Source organism: Paenibacillus vulneris (genome assembly GCF_039543185.1).
In the GTDB taxonomy this organism is placed as follows: Bacteria; Bacillota; Bacilli; order Paenibacillales; family NBRC-103111; genus Paenibacillus_S; species Paenibacillus_S vulneris.
In genome coordinates, this window is the sequence record NZ_BAABJG010000002.1 from 166,450 (window position 1) to 185,394 (window position 18,945).

The 18,945-nt window shown below is 50.0% G+C and carries 22 protein-coding genes; 14 read left to right on the plus strand and 8 right to left on the minus strand.

The window, feature by feature from the left end:
• Positions 1-293: 293 nt before the first annotated feature.
• Both tkt and ppnP read left to right on the plus strand, forming a co-directional pair.
• Positions 294-2,303: a transketolase gene (tkt, locus tag ABEA66_RS01215; protein ID WP_345585291.1), complete on the plus strand. Its 2,010-nt coding sequence runs from the start codon at positions 294-296 to the stop codon at positions 2,301-2,303.
• Between the two features lie 61 nt (positions 2,304-2,364).
• Positions 2,365-2,682 carry a pyrimidine/purine nucleoside phosphorylase gene (ppnP, locus tag ABEA66_RS01220; RefSeq protein WP_079913875.1) on the plus strand — a complete coding sequence of 106 codons (318 nt, stop codon included), beginning with the start codon at positions 2,365-2,367 and terminating at the stop codon, positions 2,680-2,682.
• A gap of 231 nt (positions 2,683-2,913) precedes the next feature.
• Here ppnP and ABEA66_RS01225 read toward each other — a convergent pair whose 3' ends face one another.
• Entirely contained in the window at positions 2,914-4,161 is a 1,248-nt protein-coding gene (locus ABEA66_RS01225) for an NAD(P)-binding domain-containing protein (RefSeq protein WP_345585294.1), read from the minus strand.
• Positions 4,162-4,290: 129 nt separating this feature from the next.
• Here ABEA66_RS01225 and ABEA66_RS01230 point away from each other — a divergent pair, with 129 nt between their 5' ends.
• The gene (locus ABEA66_RS01230) at positions 4,291-5,646 is read left to right on the plus strand and encodes a glucose-6-phosphate isomerase (RefSeq protein WP_192704598.1); all 1,356 of its coding nucleotides are present in this window, start codon (positions 4,291-4,293) and stop codon (positions 5,644-5,646) included.
• Positions 5,647-5,778: 132 nt separating this feature from the next.
• Entirely contained in the window at positions 5,779-6,417 is a 639-nt protein-coding gene (locus ABEA66_RS01235; protein ID WP_345585297.1) for a YigZ family protein, read from the plus strand.
• A gap of 176 nt (positions 6,418-6,593) precedes the next feature.
• On the opposite strand, the gene ABEA66_RS01240 is transcribed toward ABEA66_RS01235, so the two are convergent.
• On the minus strand, positions 6,594-6,779 hold the full coding sequence (locus ABEA66_RS01240) for a hypothetical protein (protein ID WP_345585299.1): 186 nt from the start codon (positions 6,777-6,779) through the stop codon (positions 6,594-6,596).
• A 98-nt stretch (positions 6,780-6,877) separates the two neighbouring features.
• Between ABEA66_RS01240 and ABEA66_RS01245 the strand changes: the two genes are divergently transcribed.
• The 3 genes from ABEA66_RS01245 (at position 6,878) to ABEA66_RS01255 (ending at position 8,323) form a co-directional block, all read left to right on the plus strand.
• Positions 6,878-7,462 carry a TetR/AcrR family transcriptional regulator gene (locus ABEA66_RS01245; RefSeq protein WP_345585373.1) on the plus strand — a complete coding sequence of 195 codons (585 nt, stop codon included), beginning with the start codon at positions 6,878-6,880 and terminating at the stop codon, positions 7,460-7,462.
• A gap of 208 nt (positions 7,463-7,670) precedes the next feature.
• The gene (locus ABEA66_RS01250; RefSeq protein WP_192704596.1) at positions 7,671-7,895 is read left to right on the plus strand and encodes a DUF1128 domain-containing protein; all 225 of its coding nucleotides are present in this window, start codon (positions 7,671-7,673) and stop codon (positions 7,893-7,895) included.
• Positions 7,896-8,038: 143 nt separating this feature from the next.
• Entirely contained in the window at positions 8,039-8,323 is a 285-nt protein-coding gene (locus ABEA66_RS01255) for a 50S ribosomal protein L33 (protein ID WP_079913881.1), read from the plus strand.
• An 84-nt stretch (positions 8,324-8,407) separates the two neighbouring features.
• Here the strand turns inward: ABEA66_RS01255 and ABEA66_RS01260 are convergent, their stop codons facing one another.
• The 6 genes from ABEA66_RS01260 to ABEA66_RS01285 form a co-directional block, all read right to left on the minus strand.
• Positions 8,408-9,499, minus strand: a complete 1,092-nt coding sequence (locus tag ABEA66_RS01260) for a GerAB/ArcD/ProY family transporter (RefSeq protein ID WP_345585303.1) — start codon at positions 9,497-9,499, stop codon at positions 8,408-8,410.
• A gap of 18 nt (positions 9,500-9,517) precedes the next feature.
• Entirely contained in the window at positions 9,518-9,742 is a 225-nt protein-coding gene (locus tag ABEA66_RS01265; RefSeq protein ID WP_345585305.1) for a hypothetical protein, read from the minus strand.
• Entirely contained in the window at positions 9,739-10,932 is a 1,194-nt protein-coding gene (locus ABEA66_RS01270) for a Ger(x)C family spore germination protein (RefSeq protein WP_345585375.1), read from the minus strand. Before ABEA66_RS01270 ends, ABEA66_RS01265 begins: the two co-directional genes overlap by 4 nt.
• Positions 10,933-10,934: 2 nt before the next feature.
• The gene (locus tag ABEA66_RS01275) at positions 10,935-12,536 is read right to left on the minus strand and encodes a spore germination protein (protein WP_345585307.1); all 1,602 of its coding nucleotides are present in this window, start codon (positions 12,534-12,536) and stop codon (positions 10,935-10,937) included.
• 162 nt (positions 12,537-12,698) lie between these two features.
• Positions 12,699-13,862: an SEC-C metal-binding domain-containing protein gene (locus ABEA66_RS01280; RefSeq protein WP_345585309.1), complete on the minus strand. Its 1,164-nt coding sequence runs from the start codon at positions 13,860-13,862 to the stop codon at positions 12,699-12,701.
• Between the two features lie 337 nt (positions 13,863-14,199).
• Positions 14,200-15,483: a histidine--tRNA ligase gene (locus tag ABEA66_RS01285; RefSeq protein ID WP_345585311.1), complete on the minus strand. Its 1,284-nt coding sequence runs from the start codon at positions 15,481-15,483 to the stop codon at positions 14,200-14,202.
• Positions 15,484-15,866: 383 nt separating this feature from the next.
• Between ABEA66_RS01285 and ABEA66_RS01290 the strand changes: the two genes are divergently transcribed.
• The 7 genes from ABEA66_RS01290 (at position 15,867) to gerPC (ending at position 18,931) form a co-directional block, all read left to right on the plus strand.
• Positions 15,867-16,409, plus strand: coding sequence for a hypothetical protein (locus tag ABEA66_RS01290; RefSeq protein ID WP_345585313.1), 543 nt, complete (start codon positions 15,867-15,869; stop codon positions 16,407-16,409).
• A gap of 88 nt (positions 16,410-16,497) precedes the next feature.
• Positions 16,498-16,749: a hypothetical protein gene (locus ABEA66_RS01295; RefSeq protein WP_345585315.1), complete on the plus strand. Its 252-nt coding sequence runs from the start codon at positions 16,498-16,500 to the stop codon at positions 16,747-16,749.
• Positions 16,750-16,787: 38 nt separating this feature from the next.
• Positions 16,788-17,090, plus strand: coding sequence for a hypothetical protein (locus tag ABEA66_RS01300; protein ID WP_345585317.1), 303 nt, complete (start codon positions 16,788-16,790; stop codon positions 17,088-17,090).
• Between the two features lie 83 nt (positions 17,091-17,173).
• The gene (locus ABEA66_RS01305) at positions 17,174-17,620 is read left to right on the plus strand and encodes a hypothetical protein (protein WP_345585319.1); all 447 of its coding nucleotides are present in this window, start codon (positions 17,174-17,176) and stop codon (positions 17,618-17,620) included.
• A gap of 169 nt (positions 17,621-17,789) precedes the next feature.
• The gene (locus ABEA66_RS01310; protein ID WP_079913892.1) at positions 17,790-18,230 is read left to right on the plus strand and encodes an Hsp20/alpha crystallin family protein; all 441 of its coding nucleotides are present in this window, start codon (positions 17,790-17,792) and stop codon (positions 18,228-18,230) included.
• 42 nt (positions 18,231-18,272) lie between these two features.
• Positions 18,273-18,497: a hypothetical protein gene (locus tag ABEA66_RS01315; RefSeq protein ID WP_345585322.1), complete on the plus strand. Its 225-nt coding sequence runs from the start codon at positions 18,273-18,275 to the stop codon at positions 18,495-18,497.
• Positions 18,498-18,502: 5 nt separating this feature from the next.
• A complete protein-coding gene (gene gerPC, locus ABEA66_RS01320) occupies positions 18,503-18,931 on the plus strand; it encodes a spore germination protein GerPC (RefSeq protein ID WP_345585324.1) in 429 nt (142 codons plus the stop codon).
• Positions 18,932-18,945: the final 14 nt, after the last annotated feature.

Below are 18,945 nucleotides of genomic sequence, written 5' to 3' on the forward strand. Positions count from 1 at the left end.
ACTTCTACCACTCCAAGTAAACAGGATTCATTCATCCACAGAATACTACATATTCGCCAGATTAAAACAAATTCCTCTAGTGTCCGTCACAATTTCCGTATGAATTTTTTCTATCTAATTCAGGTTTAAGCTGGCAAACCGATACGGACAATGGTAAAATGGTGCCAGTGAGTTTCCGTGCAATTGATCATGCACACGTTAACAATGGCGTTCATTTCCGTACATTCTGCCGATTATGCCGAGCAGCGTCCGGAATTGCCGCTTTCACTAAAATAAGTAGGAGGTTTTTTTTCATGACAGTAATGAATAAAACGATCGAGCAATTGTCCATTGACACGATCCGTACACTATCCATCGATGCCATCGAGAAAGCAAAATCCGGGCATCCGGGAATGCCGATGGGCGCAGCGCCTATGGGTTATGAGCTGTTTGCGAAAGTAATGAACCATAATCCGGACAATCCGACCTGGATTAACCGCGACCGTTTCGTTCTGTCCGCCGGCCATGGCTCCATGCTGCTGTACAGCTTGCTTCATCTTAGCGGTTATGATCTGCCTATGGAAGAGCTGAAGCAGTTCCGTATGTGGGGAAGCAAAACCCCGGGTCACCCTGAAGTTGGACATACCCCAGGTGTTGACGCAACGACAGGCCCATTGGGACAAGGCTTTGGTATGGCAGTAGGTATGGCTATCGCTGAGGCACATCTGGCTTCAGTTTACAATAAAGATAAATTCAATATCATTGACCACTATACGTATGTCATTTGCGGCGACGGAGACTTGATGGAAGGGATTTCTTCCGAATCGGCTTCGCTTGCAGGACATATGAAGCTGGGCAAATTGGTCGTATTATATGATTCGAACGACATTTCCCTGGATGGCGAGCTGAGCCTGTCCTTCTCCGAGAGCGCGACCAAACGCTTTGAAGGCTATGGCTGGCAAGTGCTTCGCGTCGAAGACGGCAACGATCTGAACGCGATCGACAAAGCGATCCAGGAAGCTAAGAAAGACGAGCGTCCTACGCTGATCGAAGTAAAAACCGTCATCGGCTACGGCAGCCCGAACAAAGCAGGAAAAGGCGGTCACGTTGGTCCTCACGGTTCTCCGCTTGGCGTAGACGAAGTGGCTCTAACCAAGAAAGCTTACGGCTGGCCTGAGGATCAACACTTCTACGTGCCTGAAGAAGTACGCTCTCACTTTGCCGCTGTAAAGCAAAAAGGTATCGAAACGAATGCTGCATGGCAGCAAATGTTTGCTGAGTACGCTAAGGCATATCCTGAGCTTGCCAAGCAGTTCGAAACAGCTGTTAACGGCGACCTTCCTGAAGGCTGGGATAAAGACATTCCTGCTGCCGCTCCTGCGGAAAAGGGAACTCGTACCGCTTCCGGTATCGTGCTGAATGCTATCGCTAAGAACGTAAAATCTCTTGTAGGCGGCTCTGCGGACCTGGAGTCCTCCACCATGACGCATATGAAAGATCTTGGCGTGATGACACACAAAGATTACAGCGGACAAAACATTTACTTCGGCGTGCGCGAGTTCGGTATGGGCGCTGCAGTGAACGGTATGCTGCTGCATGGCGGTCTGAAAGTATTCGGCGGTACGTTCTTCGTCTTCTCCGACTACTTGCGTCCGGCTGTTCGCTTGGCTGCCATCATGGGCGTACCTGCAATTTATGTATTTACTCATGACAGTATCGGTGTCGGCGAAGACGGCCCTACTCATGAGCCAATCGAGCAATTGGCCGCTTTGCGCGTCATTCCTGGCGTTACCGTGATTCGTCCGGCAGACGGCGATGAGACGGCTGCAGCATGGCGTTATGCGGTTGAGAACAAAAAAGGCCCTGTAGCTCTCATCTTCTCCCGCCAAGCTGCTCCTAAGCTGGAAGGCACAGAGCAAGCGACAGCTAGCTTGAGCCGTGGTGCGTACGTTCTGTCCGATGCGGCTAACGGCAAGCCTCAAGCGCAAATTATCGCTACCGGTACGGAAGTACAGCTTGCAGTAGCTGCTCAGAAGCAATTGGCTGAAGAAGGCGTACAAGTTCGCGTTATCAGCATGCCAAGCTGGGAGCTGTTCGACAAGCAATCCCAAGAATACAAGGACTCCGTTATTTTGCCGGAAGTGAAAGCTCGTCTTGCAGTGGAGATGGGTCATTCCTTCGGCTGGGAGCGCTATGTAGGCGAGCAAGGCAGCGTTCTTGGCATCGACCGTTTCGGAGCTTCCGCACCAGGTCCTGTAGTTATTAAGGAATACGGCTTTACCGTGGAGAACGTAGTTGCCCGCGTGAAGCAGCTTTTGAAATAAAAGAATACCAGTAGACCGGGCTGATCAGCCCGGTCTTGCTTCCAAAGGAGATAAGCGAACCATGTCCCAATTCGAGAATGTGACCGTATTGAAAAAAGCGAACTTTTACTTCGATGGTAAAGTAACCAGCCGTACCGTACTGTTCGCGGATGGAACTAAGAAGACGCTGGGGGTTATGCTTCCAGGGGAGTACGAATTCGGAACGGATGCTAAGGAAATCATGGAGATCCAAGCCGGCGAGCTGGAGGTTCTGCTTCCAGGAGCAAGCGAATGGCTTCATATCCAAGGCACAGGGGAGTTCACCGTTCCTGCGAATTCGAAGTTCAAGCTGCAGGTGAAAACACCGACTGACTATTGCTGCTCTTATATTGCAGAGTAGTCCAGGCAGCTGTAACGGATGATGGAATGAGAAATACCCTGCCGCCAAGCAACTCCAAGGAGGATGCATTGCAGCAGGGTATTTTTTCTCCCGGCAGGAGGTTTAATTCACTAAAGCATGATCGTAGTGAAGGACATTCCTATTGTCGAGAAAAGCTCGGATCCTTAGGGGAGCGCCGATGGATGAAAAAAGCTTCGATGATTCACATTGCAGCCCGGCAGAACCAATCTCTTATTGTTGGTTCAAGTGACTGGCAATATAGGTCTCCAACTGCAGCCTGTCAAAAGGAGCCAGTCCGGAGAGCAGGCAGCCGTAACGGAAGGAGCCGTTATTGTCACTCTCGATGCGGATGACTCGTCCGGTTACTGGCGGCAGAGACGCCTCCTTAGGGAAGTGAATGACGACAAACATGTCCTCGGCCAGCGGGAACTGGGAGATGATTTGCAGTCCGTTCTCGGACAAGTCGTACAGGATGCCCGGGATCGTTTGACCGGTAAAGGCGCCTTCCTGCTCCCACTGATGAACGGATAGATGCAGAGGAATGTTCAGCTGCACCCGGCTTGATCTGCGGCGCTCCTCCACCACGGGGGATGCCTTGCCGATCTGCTGCTGCATCCAGTCCTCGTAGACTTGAGCTACAGAGCACAGATCAGCCTCGCCGAGTCCTTTGCTGAGCCCCATCTGGAATATGCCTGCCGCTGCCTTGAGCATTGGAGAAGGCATCTGGAAGCGGTTGGTGACCTCGTTAGCCAGCAGCAGATCCTTGAGCATCAGCTGAAGCGAGAACTGATTGCTGAAGTCGCGGTTGATGATTTTGCCGCCCTTGAGCTCCGCCTGCTTGCTGTTGCCGCTGCCTGCAAATACGATTTGCAGAAACTGCTCTGCATCCAGGCCCGCCTTGGTCACGATGGATAGGCCTTCGACCAGCCCGAGCGCGTTAATGCCGACCATCGTATTATGCGCCAGCTTGGCGTAAGAGCCGGACCCGGTAGGACCCATGTAGACGATTTTGGAGCCCATGGCTTCAAATACGGGACGCTGCCGCTCCAGCACAGCCTGCTCGCCGCCGATCATGAAGACAAGCGTACCGCTTTCCGCGGCGGGCTTGCTGCCGGTTACGGGAGCATCGAGAAAATCGACGGCTCGTCCGAGAAGCTCGCCCGCGATGCGCTTGCTGGTATCGGGAGATACCGTGCTGCAGTCAATGACCGTTTGTCCGGCCGACACCCCATGGATGATTCCTTGTTCGCCAAGGACCGCTTCGAGTACGACGGCATCGTTGCTCAGCATCAATACGACAACATCCGTGTCCAGAGCCGCGGCGGACGGTGTTGATGCCGTGCGTGCTCCAAGCGATACGAGCTCAGCCGCTTTTTCCGAGCTTCGGTTGTACACGACAACGTCGTAGCCCTTTTTCAATAGATTGGCCGCCATGGGCTTACCCATAGTTCCTAATCCGATAAATCCAATCCTTTTCATCGAATCACCTCTGTGTCCATTGTAGCATTTTACCAGTATCAGTGTGAATGCGTCGCTTGCTTTTCCTTTGCGAAGTACAGTATTCTAATTGAAAGAATAGAAAGCCAAATTCAAGGAGGATGAATCCGAATGAGCGCCAAGTTTTCTTTTGATTACAGTAAAGCTTTATCTTTCATTCAACAGCATGAAGTTGATTATCTTGCGGAGCCGATCAAGCTGGCCCATGAGCAATTACATAACAAAACCGGTGCAGGAAACGATTATTTGGGATGGATCGATCTTCCGGTTAATTACGATAAAGAAGAGTTTGCCCGCATTCAAAAAGCGGCTAAGCAAATTCAATCCGACTCCGACGCCCTTGTCGTTATCGGTATCGGCGGTTCTTACCTAGGGGCCCGCGCAGCGATCGAGATGCTGTCCCACTCCTTCTATAACCTTTTGCCGAAGGACAAGCGTAAAACGCCTGAAGTGTATTTCGTCGGAAACAACATCAGCTCCACTTATGTCACGCATTTGCTGCAGCTGCTCGAAGGCAAGGATATTTCCGTTAACGTGATCTCCAAATCGGGTACGACGACGGAGCCTGCGATTGCCTTCCGTATTTTCCGCGAACTGCTGGAGAAAAAGTACGGCAAAGAAGCTGCGCGCAAGCGTATCTACGCAACGACAGACCAAGCTAAAGGCGCTTTGAAGAAGCTTGCTACCGAAGAGGGCTACGAGTCCTTCGTAATTCCGGATGACGTAGGCGGACGCTATTCCGTACTTACAGCGGTAGGCTTGCTGCCGATCGCGACGGCTGGCGTTGACATTGAGGCTATGATGCGCGGAGCGGCTGACGCTAGAGAAGCGTTCTCCAACCCGAACCTGCATGAAAATCCGAGCTACCAATACGCAGCGGTTCGTAACGCTTTGTACCGCAAAGGCAAAACAACTGAAATTCTCGTTAACTACGAGCCTTCCCTTCACTTCGTATCCGAGTGGTGGAAGCAGCTGTTCGGGGAGAGCGAAGGAAAAGACAACAAGGGAATTTATCCTGCTTCCGTTGACTTCTCGACAGATCTTCACTCCATGGGGCAGTTCATCCAGGAAGGCAACCGTACCTTGTTCGAAACGGTTATTCAAGTGGCGGACGTGCCAGAGCAAATCACTATCGGAACGGATGCCGACGATCTGGACGGCTTGAACTTCCTGAGCGGCAAAACAATGGATTTCGTCAACAAAAAAGCTTTCGAAGGAACGATGCTTGCTCATACGGACGGCGGAGTGCCTAACCTGATCGTGACGCTTCCGGATATGAGTCCTTACACATTCGGCTATATGGTTTATTTCTTCGAGAAAGCCTGCGGCATCAGCGGCTACCTGCTCGGAGTGAATCCATTCGACCAGCCTGGCGTTGAAGCGTACAAGAAAAATATGTTCGCATTGCTTGGCAAGCCGGGCTATGAGAAGGAAAAAGCGGAGCTTGAAGCAAGATTGTCCAAGTAACGCACAGAAAAAGCAGTTCACCTTTTGCATGATAGAGGTGCGCTGCTTTTTTCTCATGGGGTTAAGTTGACGTTTATCCCAGAATGGAATACAGTAGGGTATTGCAATGGTTTAGAAAGCGAGGGATGGGGGATGCTGCCCTATTATAAAACGGTCAAACAGGCCGGAGTCTCGGAGATTGTGATCAAGAAGTCCCGTTTTATCGGACATGCCATGCCGGTTGAGACGGAGGAGGAAGCGATCCAATTCATCGAGAGCATCAAGAAGGAGCACTCCATGGCGACTCATAATTGCTCTGCTTATATGGTCGGGGAACGCGATCAATTTCAGAAGCAGTCGGATGACGGCGAACCGAGCGGTACGGCGGGCAGACCGATTCTGGAGGTCATCAAGAACCAGGGCTTGAAAAATGTAGCCGTGGTCGTTACCCGGTATTTCGGCGGCATTATGCTGGGCGCAGGAGGGCTTGTCCGTGCCTACACGGACGGTGCGGTAGCAGGCTTGGCGGCTGCGGAGCCCATTTACAAAGTGCTTCACCGCGAGGTGCGGATTGAGATCGATTATACGTGGCACGGAAAAGTCGAAAACGAGCTGCGGAACCGCGAGATGCTGATGGGTGAGACGGAATTTACGGATAAGGTCACGTTGCTCTGTCTTCCTCTGGCCGGGGAGGCGGACCATTTCGTGGCTTGGGTGACCGACATCACGCAGGGCCAGGCGGTCATAACCTCGGGGGAAGAGAAATATGTGGATCATACCGAGAAGCCGTAGCTTGACTGCGGCTCGCTTCCATACTACACCCTTCACAAAAAAGCGCCGTAAGGCGATTCAGGTTGTTGAAAAACCTAATCGTACAGAAAATGCGAAGGTGAAGGTGGGGTATCCCTTGGAGGAGCGATAGCGTCCGCCTTTGTTCTCGGAAAAAATCCGCCGTAAAGCGAATATAATCAAATTTTTCCGAGAACAACAGCGGCCGGAGGGGGATACCCCACCGGGGTACCAAAGCAATTTTTCAGATTTTCAGGTTTTTCAACAACCCCAGCGCCGAAAGGCGCTTTTTTTCTGCTATTCTCCGCTAAACGGCAGCCGCGCATCCATAAAAGGGCTTCGTCAGGTTTTTTCTCCGATATCATACTTTTATCCTATCTTTTCTCTTGCTTTGCAGTAATAAAGTGATAAACTATTAAAGTATAGAGATAAAACCATATACAAGAAAGCGAGTTGAATCGTGTTGGCCAGAAAAGCAGTGGCGCAAGAGCTGAGCCGCGAAAGAATACTGGAGGAGGCGAGGCAGCTTTTCGCCGAACACGGCTATCATACTTTAACGATGCGAAGCATCGCCAAAGCGATGGGTTACAGTCACGGGGCGTTGTATTATCATTTTAAGGAAAAAGCGGAGCTGTTTCATGCGTTGGTAAGCGCCGATTTTCAAATGCTGCTGGAAAGACAGAGAGAGATGCTGAGACGCACCCGAATGGGCGATCTTGGCCAGCTGGAGAAGCTGATGCTGGAATTTATCCGATTCGGCCTGGAGAATCCTTATCATTACGAGATCATGTTCATGATTAACGATGCGGAGCTGCAGGGATATGGGAAAAATGAGCAGGCCCAGTGCCTGGAGCTGTTCGCCACGGTAGTCCGTTCCGTAATTGCCAGACAATCGGGCAACGAACAGAAGATGTATAGTGTCCCTTGGAGCTTGTTTATGTCCATGCACGGCTTTATCTCCTACAATATCCGCTACAACCAAACCTACGAAGACGTCAGGAAGCTGGCCGAGCAGCATGTGAAGTATTTATGCGAGGGGCTTCAATAGCCTGCGGCTCAAGGCTGCCAGTCCTTGTCCGGATTATCTATCTTGCTAGCGCCTCTTCTTATCCACTATGCCGTTTTGTACAGCAAACGGTTTACATAGTACTCGCATCCGCTCAAAACATGGTACAATGGGGTAGCCAAAGACTAGCCGGAGGAAGTTGATAACGTCGACGTCCTTGGCGGTCTCAGATGAGAAAGGATGAGTCAATTTGGATTTAACTCAAAATACATTGGAAAATGCAGCGTATATGATCGAAGAGATCAAGAAGAAGCTTCGGATGGCGACAGGCGCCGCTTTGAAGGCAACCGAATTAAATGACGAGCAATACGAGGATTTGCGGGACATCTATGAGATGGTTGCCTCGAAGCCGAATTTCAGCATTAGTGAAATCGAGGCGATTACGACCGAGCTGGGACGTCTGCGCAAAGTGTAGGGACGGCTGTCACACGGTCATGTCCCTAACTTCTTCGGACAGGTACAAGTGAACAAGCAACCGCTCCTTCTATTCCGTACTATGTAGGGTAGTTAGATGCTATGTGGCATTAGCCTACATTCAGGATATAGAGGAGGACTCCCATGCAAAAGACGGTCAGCAAAAAGGATGTTCAGCAATTTATCGGCCAAACGATTTATGCCGTTAAAAAAGACGGTACCACAGTCAGCGGCAAGCTGGTTCGTATCAGCGGAAATAAGATCATCCTGGCTCCCGAGCAGGGCAAAGAGGTCACAACATCCGCATTAGCGCCGCTGGTATTATTCGATCTCTTAGCCATTGGCACGGCTCCTTATGCTTATGGCGGCGGCTTTTACGGCGGCGGGTTTGGATATCCGTACGGCGGCTTTTACGGCGGATTCTGGTAAGAAACAAGGAAAGCTCATTCGAGGCTTCTCAAGCTCTCGGATGAGCTTTTTTGCTATGCTGACGATTTTATAAAAAATCGAGGGTTATTTGGGCTTCGCTGTTTTGAAAGAACGAATCCGGTCGACGAGCAGATAGAAGGCCGGGATCACCTCAATGAGGATGATCATGCCGATAAGACCGTTTGAAATCAGCTCCGAAGTCTCCGCCGTCGAGCCCACAACGAATAGGGACATTCCGATAATAAGAATGGCCGTTGACAGCGTCAAGGGCTTGTGGTCTTTTAACGAGAAGAGCTGGGCCAGATTTATAACGATCAGATACATAAGAAAGCTGATTTTAATAAATAAACCGGTGATCCATAGCGCAATCAGGACAGGGTCCAGATTCTCAAAGAACGTGCTCCCGTGAATGTATCGAATAAGCTCGAGTTCAGGGTAAGTCATATTGGCCATCAAATTGGGTCCGAAGATCAGCATGGCGGGCAAGATGTTCATTAAAATGACAACGGTAGCGGTAAAGGTGGCGCCGGAGATAGTGCGCATCGTTTTCCCGGGGTTGCCTATTTTCGGAAAGAGGTACAGAATGAACGCGGTCTCTCCGAACAGAGAGGCGTTCGCCCACATCCCGTTCCAGACTTGAGCAAAGTCGAAGCGATTGATGAAAGCGACGGCCATATCCACATCCATTTCTTTTTTTACAAAAAAAGGGGTCGCAAGGAGGCCGAGAATGCTGATAAAGAAAATCCCCTGGGCGCAGCGGAAAATCGTTTCGATGCCGCAGCGCACCGCAACCGCAAAGCATACGCCGAATAATACGGCAATGGCCCAATTGGGGGTTGCAGGCAAATACACCTGAATGATGAAGTCCTCCAAGTCATGTAAAATAAAGGCTGTGATGAACAATAGACAAATGGTGATAAATACCACAAGGGGATAATGGATCCACTTCGTCAAGATCTCCTTGCCGTAATAAACGAAATATTGATCCGGCCTGCGTTTGGCCAAGCTGTAGGAAAAATAGGTGATGAGGAGGGAGAGGCAGGCACCCAGCAGCACGCTTAACCATGCTAAATAGCCGGAAGTGTTGACAACAAAATTGACATATAATCCAAGCGTGCTTGTAAACAAGTAGATGGAAAACATCATAAACAGCTGCTGTTGGGTGATTTGTCTCACTGTCCCGTCTCTCCTTCCTTATTCATTGATTTTCAAGATGGCTTGTACAGGTCCGAACACAGCCTCGATAAAGTCCTTTAACCTCCATGTCTCCCTGATGAAATACAAGAGCTCGAGACAGAGCCAGGACGCAGCGCTGTAGCCAAGAACGATGAAGAACGTCCGGGGCTTTCTTCGTTTCCAGGTCAAGTATCGCCATTCCAGGTACATTACGATTGCGTATACCATCAAGATAATAATCAAGATGTGGTTTCCTCCAATTCGACGGATTTGGTTTCGGTTCCCAACCTCCGGATATCGATATCGGCATGGATGATGACTTCAGCCGTTCGATTGGAATAATGCTCGACCCATTGCGGCTGTAACGTCTTCCACTGCTTTGGATAGTACCAGGCGATGAAGTTGCCGAATTGAAAAGCGTCCGACTTCGCTTCCCGTGTCTTGTCAATCACGCTCATGATGCGTCTTTCTACTTCCGTCTCCAGCTGATGTTCCAGCTCTTTCAATTGCTTGGGGTCCTCCGCATCCAGCATCGAATCTGAGGACAGCAGCCGGGCATTCGCTGTGCATTGGAGCTGTATAGAGGCTTTTCCGCCCGATAGCTGAGGTTTTATTTTGGTGTGGGAATGCTCGATAAAAAAACTGACCTTGCGACCGTCACTTGGTGAAGGAATCGTAATTTCCGCATCAGCAAGCTGTCCAACAACCCAAAGCGCCCCCCGCATTTCCTTCACCCCGATGGTAGACTGCAGCTTCTTGTTCTTAAAAATGGCCGCGCCGCCAACGCCCATCCAATCCTGTAATTTGCCTTTCTCACTTGCAATTTTTTGCGGTTTGAAGTAGAGCAGGGGGGCAATCATATCCCCCCCGGTGTAGTTGGCCATAAGGAAATCTTTGATCGTTGTCTGCATCGTCTCATGCTGAAGAACGTAGGCGGTTAATATATCGGTCGGAAATCTTTCGCAAATCGTCGGAATATTGGCGATCTCCTTGCCTTTTCCTTCCGTCACGAACACGCTGGCATTAATGTGAACACGGGGCTCCCGGGCCAGAAACTCCAATACGGGGGCTATTCCTTCCTGTGCCAGCTCTTTGCCTATGACGACGACACTGGATTGCCCTAGAGTAATTTTTCTAGACAAATCAATTTGAATGTTCCGAAGCGCCTGTCCGACATTGACGCCTTCTTTGGTAATAAACGTATAGGGACTTCCGCTTTGCGGTCCTCCTCCGCTGCCGGCCATTCCGGGAATCATCCGGTTAGGGAGCGGGAACCCGAGCGTAAGCTCGATGCCTTCTTTTCCTTTATCAAATATCATCATCCTTGCGAAGGCGCGATCATTCAATTCAACGGTCGACCAGCATCCGCTTACAAGCAGCAGGAGGGGAAGAGCTATCAGCACAATGAGGATTTTTCGAAGGCGGTTATCCATGTTCAATCTCCATCTTCCTCCTCCTGCTGTGCCCAGCCTCTTGTGTGCTTCGGTTCTCTTTGCGTTCCGGTCGATGGAAGAGAAGGTCTTCTTCTCATGAACCACCATGGAACTCTTACGAAGGTATCCTTCCAATCGCTGAACGAGAGAGGGGTCAAGGGAGTAAGGTATGGGGTTCCGAATGACCGCAGAGAGAGCAAGTGCAGATAGATAAGAATCAATCCGCACGCTATCCCGATCAGCCCGTACATCCCCGCCAGAATCATAATAGGGAAGCGCAGCAATCGGAAGGCTAATCCAAGATCGTAATGCGGGATAATGAACGAAGCGATCCCCGTTAATGCCACAATAATAACCATCGCCGCGGATACGATCCCCGCTTGCACGGCAGCCGTTCCGATAATCAGCGCTCCGATAATGGAGACGGCCTGTCCTATCGATTTGGGGATGCGTATGGCAGCCTCACGCAGTGCCTCGAAAGCCAATTCCATCATGAAAGCCTCGATCAGCGCGGGAAAGGGGACGACCTCCCGGGAAGAGGTGATCGTAATGAGCAGCCGTTTCGGAATGATCTCCGGATGTACGGTCGTTACCGCAATATAAGTGGAGGGCAGCAGCAGCGAGATAAAGATAAACGCAAACCGGATCCATCGGATCCAGGTGGAGGAGATGAACCGTTGGTAATAATCCTCCGCGGATTGCATCAGCATGAAAAAGGTGACCGGAGCCAGCAAAGCAATCGGCGTACCGTCCACGAGAATAGCGACCCGCCCTTCCAGCAGGGAGGCGCAGACGACATCAGGTCTTTCGGTATACTGCATTTGAGGAAAGGGGGAGTAGGGATTATCCTCGATAAATTCCTCGATATAGCTGCTTCCCATAATGCCGTCCAATTCGATTTGAGACAATCTACGCTTCACTTCCTGCACCAGCTCCGGCTTGCAAATCCCCTGCACGTAGCTAATGGCGACATCGGTACGCGAATGTCTTCCTATCTTCATATACTCCAGCTTGAGATCCGGCGTCTTGAGCCTTCTGCGGATCAGCGTAGTATTCACCTGCAAATTTTCGATAAAAGCTTCCCGCGGACCGCGAATGACGGACTCGTTGGGTGCTTCGTCAATGGCTCTCTTGGGATAAGAGGTAACGGGCAGATCAAGAACCCGGCAGTCTCCCTCTACCAGAAGCAGTGCGTGGCCTTCCAATATGGAAAGCAAGCCTTGGTTTAAGGAAGGTGACAGCTGAATTCCGGTAACGGGCAAATGATGCTCGTCGAACATCTGCCGGCAGAAGTCCGCCGTATTGCTTGCTTCAATGGCTAGAGCCGCTTGAAGCACTTCCTTTTGCACGGTCTCCTGATCGATCAGGCCTCTAATAAACAAGAGTGCACAAGGAGTCCCGCAGCTATGGGTGAAATATTGAATGACGACATCCGCGTCGTCATGGAATTGCTTCTGAAACCATGCGATACGATCGTTCACGCTAACCGCTCGATCAAGTACATGGGTTTGTTCGGGCTGGACTTTTCTTCCAGGCCCGGCTTGACTATGGTTGTTGGCCTTGGTGTGAACGATGTGACGTCTTAGCCAGGAAAAAAGCGGCATACGCATCCCTCATGATCTGTGCTGTTCATGTCTAAATGGTTACCTGGAATGGAATTTTTTATTCTGCACAGCACAAATAGCCATCCCGCGCAGATCATGGTTACCTGGGGGGACAGCTATTTCGTTATAGAACCTATCTAGGGTTCCCGGTATAGAAAAGGGTTAACGTCCGCAGCACTTTTTGTATTTTTTGCCGCTTCCGCAAGGACAAGGGTCATTTCGTCCGACCTTTAATTTTGCCGCAAATGTCACGACATTCGGCTTCATCGGCGATGCTTCTGCCGAGGCATCCTTAGCAGGAGACAGTTGAGAAGGAGTATATCCCTTTATGGTCCATTGTCTTGTATGGTTATGGAGATCGGCAATATGATCCATGAATGCTTTGACCATATCCAATTCATTGATCTCAAGAAGTTGCTGAAGCAGCTTGAACACTTCTGCCGGAGACTGACCGTTGCGGATGGCGTCCACACATTGTTCTACAATAAAGTCCGCCTCGTCCAAAGAAATGGTATAGTTTTTGCGAATGAAAAGCACAAACGCCTGATAGCTTTCATTGCGGTCGACGAAATTCGGCGCGCCGGCATGCAGCAGCTGGGCTTTGGTAAATGGATAGTAGGGCACTTGAGGTCTCGACTCTTGCTCGCTTATCACCCTGTCCGGATTTTCTACGCTGCTGTTGGCATAGCCGTACGTATCGGTCTTCAGCTCTTCATAGTAGGAGACGGCTTCCTGAAGAATAGCCGTATAATCGCCGAGCTTGATTCGGGCTCCGGTCAGTTGGTTGATTTGCCTTTCCAGCTCATTCAGGCTGAGAACGCCATAGTAGTAGAGCAAGCCTTGCGTGAGCTTAATCCACTCCGTATTTTTACGGACCTGATCCCGATAAGAAGAACTGTCCACACGCTTGAAGCATGCTAGCACTTCCTGAGGCATAACCAGTGTCTTGTCTCCATTGTACGTACCTGTACAAAGAATTCCTCTTTGCTTGAAGTATTCCAGCTGGTGCATTTCGAGTGGCCTGAAGCCATGTCCGCCGCGGTCCGCCAGCTGCTTCAATAGTTGGTAGCGGGTTTCATCGAAGGCTTGAAGCAGCTGCGGAAGCGCTGCAGGCAGTTGCTCTACCAGCACATCTATCAGCTCTTGCTTCTTCAAGGAGCTTGCTCCTTTGATCCCCAGGTTCATACGAATGGTTGACAGCTCCGGTTTAGTAAGCTTGGCAAAATAATCGGAAAGTGTAACCGGCACCTGAATATTGGGCCAACGCTTTTCTTCCTCTTTCAACAGCATCTTCTGATCGGTTTCGCTCAGATGCTTGTCCATCATGTATTCATCCTTTCTGAGCAGGTAAAAGCCCCATCCGAAATTGAGTTTAGCATGGATGGGTTTTATTGTAACCTTATTTTGGATCCGTTCTTCATCCAATCACACTTGATAAAACATAGAGCGTGTGATAACTGCTCAAATGTAATTATATAGCATAATAAAATAAATTTTAAGCGAATAGGCGAAATTGTCAAACTTTCTGGCCAAAATCGCCGTTTTTTGTCGTTTGAACGGTGATTTTGTAGTAAAATGAGCCTATTTTACGTAGTTTACCCATTTTTATTCGGATCCATCAACGAACTGTGGGAATTTAGACCGCTCTTTCTCTTTCGGATGCTCAGAGCGCCTGTTTCTGAAGGATGAGCAGAGCCTCCTCTACAGATAGTACTGCTTCTGTCATCTCCACCATGTCCTTCAAACGAATCCTGTTATCACGGGCTTCATCCTCTCCAACCAGGATAACATACCGGATTCCTTGGGATGCGGCGGCGGCAAGCGACTTTTTCAATTTCCTTCGGCTGGTGTCCAGCCCGGTGCGAATTCCATTCGTTCGCAGCTCGGACGCTGCAAGCAGAGCCTCGGGAATGGTATTCCCTATGGGAATAACCAACGCTAATGGTGCCTTGGTTTCCAAGGGGCGGCTCTGCAGCATCGCCATGATGGATTCCATTCCGAATGAGATGCCGACAGTCGGGTAGTGAAGATCCTCACGCCCGATCAGCCTGCCGATGATGGCGTCATAACGCCCGCCTCCGCCCAGGCTGGAGGTGAAGGAACCGGATGCGTCGAAGATTTCATACACTGTCCCAGTATAAAAGGAGAGGCCGCGCGATAAAAAGGGATCGAAGCTGCAAGTCGGCTCCAGCCCAAGCCTGGAGATGAGCTCCTGTAAGGCCCGGATCTCCCTGTATCCTGCAGAATCACGGACATCGTAACGTTCCAGGATTTGCTCCATACTTGGGTTGTTCCACTCGATCAGCTCGGTCATGGAACGGATTGCTTGAGGGGCCAAGCCTTTGCCGATCAGCTCTTGGACAACTCCATCGGCTCCGATTTTGGCGATTTTATCCAGCGTTAGCATGACCGTCGGCTTGGTCTCCGGCGCCACGCCGAGCTTTTCCAGAAGATCACCCAGGAACTGCCGGTTATTCCACCGGAGCGTAATCGGGATATTCAGCCGCTTGAACACCTCGACGGCAACCTGCATTAATTCGGCCTCCGCCTCGGGGCCTTCAATTCCGACTATATCCACATCGCATTGTAAAAATTCACGCAGGCGTCCGCGTTTGACGGGCCCATCACGGAACACCTTGCCTATTTCATATCTCTTATAAGGAAGCTCGATACCCGGGTTCAAAGCAATGACCTTGGCGAAGGGAATCGTCAGATCATAGCGAAGGCCGAGGCTGCGTGAGCCTTGATCCGTCAGCCGATACATCTCTTTCAAAATCTCATCGCCGCCTGCATATTTGGATGTCAGCAGATCAAGCTCGTTGAGGATCGTTGACTCCATTCCTTCAAAATCATACAGCTCGAACACTTCCTGAAGTATGGATTGCACCTGTTTTCGCAGCGCCTGCTCTTTTCCAAAGAAATCGTAGGTTCCTTTTACATTTTGCATAGCTCCCATTCCTCTCTTCACAAATAAAATAAAAAACGCGCCGGACCTCTTGGTCCTGCGCGTTCGGTATGCCGCAGGGAGGCCAACGCGAGAAGCGTTAGCCCACCCTGAAAATGTACAGGTGTGCTAACGCTGCTTGTAATGATGCAATTGTTGTAACAGGGTGGTGTTCATGATTTCAAATCCCTTCAACAATGGTTGAAAAAGATTATAGCAAGATCTTGAGGGTGATGCAAGGGGAGGGAAAGGCTTTATCGCGAATGGGACCACAAAATGGGCAATTTATTCGGTAGCCAAGCAACAGAACGGAATGACGGAATACAATATAGGCATACACCTTGTTAAGAAGACGATATTTCTTACATCCGGCAGGAGGTGGGTCCATGAAGCTGAATCATCAAAAAGCCTGTGTGGTGTTCAATAAATTGCTGGTCAATAATATTGAAGATTCATCCGGTATTTTTATCGGTACCAACCAGGCCATCGGCTGGTCCTCTTACAGCAAAAGCAATCAGGGGTTTGGCAGCTTAAGCGGCTCTACCATGACCCACGCAGTGAGTGTTGTGCAGGATTCGGATTTGATTGACGCCCCCTTTGAGGATATGAGATACATCACGCTGGCGGGGACCGGCAGCTCCATGCAGCAATGTGCCATAGATTTTAACGCCATCCATGCCAACGTGTTAAACAATGGCTCGGCCATGGACTTGGGAGATAACAAACCATTAGGCTGGAGAACCGCACGGAAAGTCAACTACGGCTTTGGAAAAAGCTTGGGCCGCAATCAGGTAAAGAAAGTCGCCAGCATGGTTCTCGACGACGATGTGATTGACGCGCCATTTCGCAATGAAGGAATCATTAATGAACATGTTCAACACGTGGAGAAAAACATCCGGATTATCCAGAAGCCAAACCATAACGGGTAGGGGCAAGCCGCACGGCATCCATAGGCTGTAACCTAAATAGAGGGACTGAATACTATAAGGCATAGGCCTTTGTCGGGGGTGAACCATTGTGGCCGTTATTATTTCTTTGGCTGCCGGTGCGATCAATGTGAATACATTGAACAGAGGTTCTGTCATAGCTGTCGGAGAAATCTCCCAGCCCGGCTGGAACCAGAACGGAAAGACAAACTACGGAAACGGTCAGTTATTCGGAGCTAATATTGAGGCCGGCTTTGTATCCAGTCTGTTTGACAGCGATGTCGTGGATAATCCGATTACGGAAATTGAACCGGCTCCATCCATTCAATCCCAAGTGCTATAAAGAGGGATAGATAACAGCATGAGAGGAGAGAGAGGTCTGTGAGTAATAAGAAACCAGTCACCTGCCTGCGCTGCTCCAAAACAGCCAATGAGAACGATAAATTCTGTATTGATTGCGGCGCTCCCTTACAAAACCGCTGCTCTGACGAGCCTGGCTTATTAAAAAAAGGTTGTTCGTATCTCAATGTGCAAAACGCCGCCTTCTGTGCCAAATGCGGAGAACCGACGCTGTTTCAGCTTCACGGGCTCATCACCCCGATCTACGATAACGCGAATAAGCCGCTTTTTAGCCGGATCAACCATTTGCAGCAGGCATTAAAAAACAATATGTTCGGGGACTAATCTGCTTCGGCTAAAGTCGGCAGACGGTAAGCAGCAGGATTCATTCAGGAAGAATAGATTTTTCTGAAAGGCTGTGAAACATTATGGACCCTACCCGGAATTCCATCAAGAGCTGGCAGGAGCTGCAGAGGGCCCTGATCGAGCAATTCCCTCTTCCTGCCGGAAATACCGGAATTGAAAAATTCGTGCATAAAACCCTCAAAAACTTCGTACAGCACTCCATACCCCACTCAGCGGGATACGACCCCTTTTCGACGGAGGATAGCCTTGAGTATGAGCTGTTTGAAAGCCAAAGGGTGATTTTCCTGCGCTGTAAAATCCCGGAGGGCATGTCCAGCAGCAATCTTCGTTTTTTTGCCAACAGGCATACCTGCAAAATAGAATTTATGGGGGGCACCCAGGAAATCAGACTGCCCAGCGACATATCGCCGGCCCAGGCCAGCGCAAGACAAGACGGCGATGTGATTGAGGTGCAGCTGCCCAAATCGCGACATCAAGAGCCGTTTCATGAAATAACCATTCGGGAGTAGGCGGCTGATAGGGGAGCGCATCAAGATGTTGACCGGCACCGGGATATCCCATGTCGCGTCTGCTTTAAATAGGACAAGCCGGTGGGGAGGCATGGAGCATCATTTCTTTTCTTGTACATATACATAGATAATGATAAAAGCAACTGTCAGAGCGTGGTGATGTCGGCTGGTGGATAAGGAAAAAACAAATCCGATGAAGGAAGTGCATACGTTTCATAAGCAGGCCAGCGAAGTGTTGGGGGAGGAGTTCTGGCAGGATATCGCCGAGATGATTCCTAAGACGGGTCCGCGTGTTGATATTTATCATACCCACACCGCCGTAGTCGTGCTTGCCGAAATTCCAGGTCTCAGCTCTCCGGATCAACTCGGCATCTTTCTTCAAGGGCAGAACCTGGTGCTGGAAGGGGAAATTCCCTGTACATATCCAGTCACCGAGAATCGGATCACCTTGAATGAACGGTTCTTCGGGCCATTCCGGCGGGTTCTGCCGATGCCTAAGCCGGTATGCGCAGACAGGATCACCGCTAAATATAGCAGAGGCTTGCTTCTGATTGAGCTGCAAATTGAAGCCTCCGTACAGCAGACACAGATCCCGATCGATTTTACTTGAACCTTTCTTCCAGGGCAAAAAAGAACGCGAGGTGGGTAAAAGATGGTACGAATCCATTTCTATGATCTTCAAATTGGAACGGTGTCCAGCTCGTCAGGCATTTTCCATGGAAGCAACATTCAGTGCAATTATAAGCATAAGGCCAAGCGCAACCAAGCCTTTGGCACAGTCAACGGAAAGCATCTTCTTATCACCGGTTTACAAGCGTCTTTAAGGGATGATGATCAATTCGATACTGTATCAACGACCAAGTTACGAAACATGTGAGTCATATGTTTTGGAAAAAGCGGCCGCCCCAACCCCAAGCGCTGGCTGTGGAGCTGGATAAACGGTTTCAGGATTTAAACAACCGGTTTAGCCGAATTGAACAATCCCTTGAACAATTAAGAACGAATACGACGCAGATTACCATCGAAAATGTCCATATTCATCAGCCGGTTGTGGAGAAAATGGAGTATCGTCTGGACAATCTGGATATCGAGCAGCTAAGCGGCTCTCTGAATTTGGGGAACAATTTTGGCGCCAAGATCACCCCGGATTCATCTTCCCTGCAGGCCGACATCCGAAGGAAGACGGATTCTGCGGTGCCCTCCGAGCAGCGGCAAAGCCCCCATAAGGCGAATCCTTCCTCCCAGATGTCGGATCCTCCTTTATCAGGCCTGCAGCGGACGCAAACCGGTTACCGCGTAACCAAAAGCTGATCAGCGACTCATTC

What these genes read in the sequence shown, in the direction of transcription:
- tkt (WP_345585291.1), top strand. Translation starts at nt 294, where the DNA reads ATGACAGTAATGAATAAAACGATCGAGCAATTGTCCATTGACACGATC.
- ppnP (WP_079913875.1), top strand. Translation starts at nt 2,365, where the DNA reads ATGTCCCAATTCGAGAATGTGACCGTATTGAAAAAAGCGAACTTTTAC.
- ABEA66_RS01225 (WP_345585294.1), bottom strand. Translation starts at nt 4,161, where the DNA reads ATGAAAAGGATTGGATTTATCGGATTAGGAACTATGGGTAAGCCCATG.
- ABEA66_RS01230 (WP_192704598.1), top strand. Translation starts at nt 4,291, where the DNA reads ATGAGCGCCAAGTTTTCTTTTGATTACAGTAAAGCTTTATCTTTCATT.
- ABEA66_RS01235 (WP_345585297.1), top strand. Translation starts at nt 5,779, where the DNA reads ATGCTGCCCTATTATAAAACGGTCAAACAGGCCGGAGTCTCGGAGATT.
- ABEA66_RS01240 (WP_345585299.1), bottom strand. Translation starts at nt 6,779, where the DNA reads ATGATATCGGAGAAAAAACCTGACGAAGCCCTTTTATGGATGCGCGGC.
- ABEA66_RS01255 (WP_079913881.1), top strand. Translation starts at nt 8,039, where the DNA reads ATGCAAAAGACGGTCAGCAAAAAGGATGTTCAGCAATTTATCGGCCAA.
- ABEA66_RS01270 (WP_345585375.1), bottom strand. Translation starts at nt 10,932, where the DNA reads ATGGATAACCGCCTTCGAAAAATCCTCATTGTGCTGATAGCTCTTCCC.
- ABEA66_RS01275 (WP_345585307.1), bottom strand. Translation starts at nt 12,536, where the DNA reads ATGCCGCTTTTTTCCTGGCTAAGACGTCACATCGTTCACACCAAGGCC.
- ABEA66_RS01280 (WP_345585309.1), bottom strand. Translation starts at nt 13,862, where the DNA reads ATGATGGACAAGCATCTGAGCGAAACCGATCAGAAGATGCTGTTGAAA.
- ABEA66_RS01285 (WP_345585311.1), bottom strand. Translation starts at nt 15,483, where the DNA reads ATGCAAAATGTAAAAGGAACCTACGATTTCTTTGGAAAAGAGCAGGCG.
- ABEA66_RS01290 (WP_345585313.1), top strand. Translation starts at nt 15,867, where the DNA reads ATGAAGCTGAATCATCAAAAAGCCTGTGTGGTGTTCAATAAATTGCTG.
- ABEA66_RS01305 (WP_345585319.1), top strand. Translation starts at nt 17,174, where the DNA reads ATGGACCCTACCCGGAATTCCATCAAGAGCTGGCAGGAGCTGCAGAGG.
- ABEA66_RS01315 (WP_345585322.1), top strand. Translation starts at nt 18,273, where the DNA reads ATGGTACGAATCCATTTCTATGATCTTCAAATTGGAACGGTGTCCAGC.
- gerPC (WP_345585324.1), top strand. Translation starts at nt 18,503, where the DNA reads ATGTTTTGGAAAAAGCGGCCGCCCCAACCCCAAGCGCTGGCTGTGGAG.